General features: G+C 67.1%; 5 protein-coding genes and 1 rRNA gene. All 6 read left to right on the top strand.

The window, feature by feature from the left end; genetic code table 11:
• Nucleotides 1–95 (top strand): 5S ribosomal RNA (gene rrf / locus EFK10_RS38850); the annotation flags it as partial.
• A gap of 114 nt (nucleotides 96–209) precedes the next feature.
• Entirely contained in the window at nucleotides 210–818 is a 609-nt protein-coding gene (locus EFK10_RS38845) for a CDP-alcohol phosphatidyltransferase family protein (protein ID WP_127360352.1), read from the top strand.
• Nucleotides 819–958: 140 nt separating this feature from the next.
• Nucleotides 959–3,454: a mannose-1-phosphate guanyltransferase gene (locus EFK10_RS38840; RefSeq protein WP_127360351.1), complete on the top strand. Its 2,496-nt coding sequence runs from the start codon at nucleotides 959–961 to the stop codon at nucleotides 3,452–3,454.
• A gap of 81 nt (nucleotides 3,455–3,535) precedes the next feature.
• Nucleotides 3,536–4,474, top strand: coding sequence for a DUF881 domain-containing protein (locus tag EFK10_RS38835; protein ID WP_206305758.1), 939 nt, complete (start codon nucleotides 3,536–3,538; stop codon nucleotides 4,472–4,474).
• Nucleotides 4,471–4,803: a small basic family protein gene (locus EFK10_RS38830; RefSeq protein WP_127360349.1), complete on the top strand. Its 333-nt coding sequence runs from the start codon at nucleotides 4,471–4,473 to the stop codon at nucleotides 4,801–4,803. The genes EFK10_RS38835 and EFK10_RS38830 overlap by 4 nt, the downstream gene beginning before the upstream one ends.
• Before the next feature lie 7 nt (nucleotides 4,804–4,810).
• A complete protein-coding gene (locus EFK10_RS38825; protein WP_127360348.1) occupies nucleotides 4,811–5,608 on the top strand; it encodes a DUF881 domain-containing protein in 798 nt (265 codons plus the stop codon).
• The last annotated feature ends 392 nt before the right edge of the window (nucleotides 5,609–6,000 follow it).

The following is a 6,000-nucleotide window of genomic DNA, read 5'->3' as shown; positions in this document are numbered from 1 at the left end:
AAACGCCCGGTTACATTCCGAACCCGGAAGCTAAGCCTTTCAGCGCCGATGGTACTGCAGGGGGGACCCTGTGGGAGAGTAGGACGCCGCCGAACAATTCTTTATAGGGCCTTGTCCCGGATCCTGGATCCGGGGCAAGGCCTTTTTGCTGCCTGGGGTAGGGTCCAGGGGGAATCGAAGCAGCGTACGTACACACAGGAGGGGCCCCGGTGGAGGTCCAGGAGACAAGGGTGCAAACGGATCGGATCCTGACGATCCCCAACATCCTGAGCATGGCGCGTCTTGTCGGCGTGCCGGTGTTCCTGTGGCTGATCCTGTGGCCCGAGTTCGGCGGACCGAAGTCCGACGGGTGGGCGTTGCTCATCCTGATGCTGAGCGGCGTGACCGACTACCTGGACGGCAAGCTCGCGCGCCGCTGGAACCAGATCAGCAATCTCGGTCGCATTCTGGACCCCGCGGCCGACCGGCTTTACATCCTGTCCACGCTCGTGGGGCTGACCTGGCGCGGCATTCTTCCCTGGTGGGTCACCGGACTCTTGCTGGCGCGCGAGGCGCTTCTCGGGGTGATGATCCTGGTCCTGCGCCGGCACGGCTACGGTCCGCCGCAGGTCAACTTCATGGGCAAGGCCGCGACCTTCAACCTGATGTACGCGTTCCCCTTGCTCCTTCTGAGCGACGGTAGCGGGTGGCTGAGTACGCTCGCTGCTATTTTCGGATGGGCATTCGCAGGATGGGGTACAACGCTCTACTGGTGGGCAGGGATCCTGTACGTGGTCCAGGTCCGCCGACTTGTCAGGGCGGACACAATGGCCGATTGAGCCTGTGCGCCGTGCGCGCTCCGGCAGGCCTGGGACCGGCCGACGGGGCGCCCGTAGCGGACCAGTGTGTCCGCACGACTGTGGACACGGACGGGTGACGTCGGCAAGACAGCCGTCTCTTCAAGGAGGACGCTTCCGACATGAAGGCCGTCGTGATGGCCGGCGGCGAGGGCACTCGCCTTCGCCCGATGACCTCAAGCATGCCCAAGCCGCTGCTGCCCGTGGTGAACCAGCCGATCATGCAGCACGTGCTCACGCTGCTCAAGCGGCATGGTCTCACCGAGACCGTGGTGACTGTGCAGTTTCTCGCCTCCCTCGTCAAGAACTATTTTGGCGACGGCGAGGAGCTAGGCATGGATCTCACCTACGCGAACGAGGAGAAGCCACTCGGGACAGCCGGGAGTGTCAAGAACGCCGAGGAAGCGCTCAAGGATGACTCGTTCCTGGTGATCTCCGGTGATGCCCTCACCGATTTCGATCTCACGGAGCTGATCAATTTCCACAAGGAAAAGGGCGGTCTCGTCACCGTCTGCCTGACCCGGGTGCCCAATCCCCTGGAGTTCGGCATCACCATCGTGGACGAGGAGGGCAAGGTCGAGCGCTTCCTGGAGAAGCCGACCTGGGGCCAGGTCTTCTCGGACACCGTGAACACCGGTATTTACGTCATGGAGCCCGAGGTCTTCGACTACGTGGACCCGGACGTGTCGGTGGACTGGTCCGGCGACGTCTTCCCGCAGCTGATGAAGGAAGGGAAGCCCATCTACGGCTTCATCGCCGAGGGCTACTGGGAGGACGTCGGCACCCACGAGAGCTATCTCAAGGCCCAGGCTGACGTCCTGGAGGGCAAGGTCAACGTCGATATCGACGGTTTCGAGATCTCGCCCGGAGTCTGGGTCGCCGAGGGCGCCGAGGTGCATCCCGACGCCGTTCTGCGTGGCCCGCTCTATATCGGGGACTACGCCAAGGTCGAGGCCGGCGCAGAAATCCGCGAGCACACGGTCATCGGCTCAAATGTTGTCGTCAAAACCGGCGCATTCCTCCACAAGGCCGTCGTGCACGACAACGTCTTCATCGGCGCGCAGACCAACCTGCGTGGCTGCGTGATCGGCAAGAACACCGATGTAATGCGGGCGGCCCGGATCGACGACGGGGCGGTCATCGGCGACGAATGCCTGATCGGCGAGGAGTCGATCATCGCCGGCAACGTCCGGGTGTACCCCTTCAAGACCATCGAGGCGGGCGCCTTCGTCAACACGTCCGTCATCTGGGAGTCCCGGGGGCAGGCGCACCTCTTCGGTGCCAGAGGCGTGTCCGGCATCATCAACGTCGAGATCACGCCTGAGCTCGCCGTGCGCCTCGCCGGCGCGTACGCGACGACGCTGAAGAAGGGCTCGACCGTCACCACCGCCCGTGACCACTCCCGTGGTGCCCGGGCGCTCAAGCGGGCGGTCATCTCGGCGCTGCAGACCAGCGCCATCGATGTGCGCGACCTGGAGAACGTGCCGATGCCTGTGGCACGGCAGCAGACCGCGCGCGGCAGCGCCGGCGGCATCATGATCCGTACGACGCCCGGGACACCGGACTCCGTCGACATCATGTTCTTCGATGAGCGGGGCGCCGACCTGTCGGCAGGCGGCCAGCGCAAGCTGGACCGGGTATACGCCCGCCAGGAGTACCGGCGTGCCTTCCCCGGCGAGATCGGTGACCTGCACTTCCCGTCGAGCGTCTTCGACTCGTACACCGGCGCGCTGCTGCGCGCGCTGGACACCACCGGCATCGCCGATTCGGGCCTGAAGGTCGTGGTGGACGCGGCGAACGGCAGTGCGGGCCTGGTTCTGCCGAGCCTGCTCGGACGGCTCGGGGTGGACGCCCTGACGATCAACCCGGGTCTGGACGAGTCGCGGCCGACGGAGACCGCCGACAGCCGCCGGGCCGGGCTGGTGCGGCTCGGCGAGATCGTGTCGTCGTCCAGGGCGGCCTTCGGGGTGCGGTTCGACCCGGTGGGTGAGCGTCTTTCGCTGGTGGACGAGCGGGGCCGGATCATCGAGGACGACCGGGCGCTGCTGGTGCTGCTCGACCTGGTGGCCGCCGAGCGCCGCAGTGGGCGGGTGGCGCTGCCGGTGACCACGACGCGTATCGCCGAGCAGGTGGCGGCGTATCACGGTACGCAGGTGGAGTGGACGACGACCTCCCCGGACGACCTGACCCGGGTGGGCAGGTCGGAGTCGACGATCTTCGGCGGTGACGGCAAGGGCGGCTTCATCATCCCCGAGTTCAGCAGCGTCTTCGACGGCTCGGCGGCCTTCGTACGGCTGATCGGTCTGGTGGCGCGTACGCAGCTCACGCTGAGCCAGATCGACGCGCGGATCCCGAAGGCGCATGTCCTCAAGCGGGACCTGGCGACGCCGTGGGCGGTCAAGGGTCTGGTCATGCGACGCGTGGTCGAGGAGGCGGGCGACCGGTCCGTCGACATCACCGACGGCGTTCGGGTCGTGGAGGCCGACGGCCGCTGGGTGATGGTGCTGCCGGACCCGGCGGAGGCGGTGACGCATCTGTGGGCCGAGGGCCCCGATGACGCCTCGGCGCAGGCCCTGCTCGACGAGTGGTCGGCGATCGTGGACAGCGCCGGCCGCTGATACCCGTACGGCCTCCTCCCGTTGAGCCTAACGGCGCGCCGGGAGGGGGCCGTTCGAGTGTCGTGCCGCCGACGTGGGACGATGTGCGGCATGCCGCAGCAGTACCCCGATCGGAGCAGCGCGACCCGCGAGGCCGCGCTGCGGCGTCCTGATGCCTCGATGTCGTTGCTGACCAATGTCATGGAGCACAGCCTCGACGACGGTTATGCGGAGGCGGCGGCTCGCCGCGGTGAGACCGGCACCTCCCGCATGCCGCGTACGGTACGGGGCAAGCTGAGCCTGGCCGTGGGGCTGGTGCTGGCCGCCGTCGTGGTCACCCTGGGCGCGGCGCAGGCGCAGGTGAGCGCGCCGACGCTGGCCAAGGACCGGCAGCAGCTGATCGACCGTATCGAGTCGGAGACCCGCACGGCGGACGCGCTGCAGAAGAGTGTGAACAAGCTCCGCGACGAGGTGAGCGCGAAACAGCGCCAGGCGCTGAAGGACCAGGGCGTTACGGATGTCGAGCGGATCTCCCTGCTGGCCGGCGCAACCGCGGTGACCGGCTCCGGCGTCAAGCTGGTCGTGGACGACGCGACAGAGGCCTCGTCGGGCGGCGGCAGCAACCCGCGCACCAGCAGCGACTTCTCCGACACCGGCCGGGTACGTGACCGCGACATGCAGCGGGTGGTGAACGGCCTGTGGGCGTCCGGGGCCGAGGCGATCTCCATCAACGGCCAGCGGCTCACCGCGCTGTCGGCGATCCGGGCTGCCGGTGACGCCATACTGGTCGACAACAAGCCGCTGGCACCGCCGTACACGGTGCTGGCGATCGGGGACGGGAAGCGGCTGAGTACCGCCTTTCAGGACAGCGCGGACGGCCAGTACTTGCACGTCCTGGAGCAGAACTACGGGATCCGCGCGAGCATCTCGACCGAGAGCGAGCTCAAGCTGCCGGCGGCACCGAGTCTGATCATCCGTTCAGCGAGTCCGGCACCGAGCGCCGGGAAGAGCGCAGCAGAAACAGGGAAGGGCACGAATTGATCGCCGTACTGGGCCTCGTCGTAGGAGTCGTGGTGGGCCTCGTGGTCCGCCCCGTGGTTCCGACGGTGGTCGAGCCGTACCTGCCGATCGCCGTGGTCGCCGCGCTCGACGCGGTGTTCGGCGGCCTGCGGGCCATGCTCGACGGGATTTTCGACGACAAGGTCTTCGTCGTGTCGTTTCTCTCGAATGTCGTGGTCGCGGCCCTGATCGTCTTCCTGGGCGACAAGCTCGGGGTCGGCTCCCAGCTCTCCACGGGCGTGGTGGTCGTTCTCGGCATCAGGATCTTCTCCAACGCGGCAGCCATCCGCCGCCATGTCTTCCGGGCGTGACAGCACGATGAGTGACGACCACAACGACGAGACGCCGAAGGCCACACCGCCCGAGGAGCCGGAAGAGACCGCGCTGACGCAGCCTGCCGCCGCCGGCCGGGAGCGGCTGAAGGCCGGCCTGTGGCCGCCGAGGGTGACGCGGGCGCAGCTGATCGTCGCGCTGCTGCTGTTCGTCCTGGGCCTCGGCCTGGCCATCCAGGTCCGTTCCACCAGCGACAACAGCGCGCTGCGCGGGGCGCGCCAGGAGGACCTGGTCCGGATCCTCGACGAGCTGGACAACCGTACGCAGCGCCTCCAGGACGAGAAGCAGCGCCTGCAAAGCCAGCGGACCGAGCTCGAGAACAGCTCGAACCAGGCTGAAGAGGCCCGTAAGCAGACCGAGCAGAAGGCGCAGCAGCTCGGTGTGCTGGCCGGCACGGTCGCCGCCCAGGGGCCCGGGATCACCCTGACGATCAGCGACCCAAAGGGGGCCGTTCAGTCGGACACGCTGCTCGACACCCTCCAGGAGCTGCGGGCGGCGGGTGCGGAGGCCATCCAGATCAACGATGCGCGGGTCGTCGCGGCCACGTACTTCACCCAGAACGGCAGCAGCGTGGAGATCGACGGCAAGAAGGTCACGCAGCCGTACCGGTTCAAAGTCATCGGCAATCCACAGGATCTGGAGCCGGCGCTCAACATCCCCGGCGGAGTGGTGCAGACTTTGGAGAAGGAGCAGGCCACAGCGGACGTGACGCAATCGAAGAAGATCGTTGTGGATGCCTTGCGGCCGTCGAAGACGCTTGACTACGCTCAGTCGTCATCGTAGTGAGAACGCGACGAGTGGGGGTTCTCGGGCGAGGGCAAGAGAAAGCGGGGGGTCGCCGCATGCGCCGGGTGGTGCGTGATGGAAACTGTGTGTTGGTCGTGACTGAGGGTTCGTCCTGCCCCACGGGCGGGTCTATGTCATTCAAGGGGAATCGCCCGTGAAGTTGTTCGGGAAGTTGTTCGGAAAGAGTGCGCGGCAGGAGCGTGACAGTGCCACCGCGCGGCACCGCGCTCCGCGACACGCGCAGGATGAGGGCACGGGCGAGGAGCGCCCGCTGTTCCGGAATGACCACGCCGGGTCCCCTGGGTCCGGTGGCGACATTTCGGGTGGTCATGGCGTGGCTTCTGTTGACCCTGCCGCGTCCGGACGCATAGGTTTCGAGGCACCATCAA

It is taken from the genome of Streptomyces soli, assembly GCF_003999195.1.
In the GTDB taxonomy this organism is placed as follows: Bacteria; Actinomycetota; Actinomycetes; order Streptomycetales; family Streptomycetaceae; genus Actinacidiphila; species Actinacidiphila soli.
Note: the sequence above shows the minus strand (reverse complement) of the source record. Positions and strands in the feature narration are given on the sequence as shown.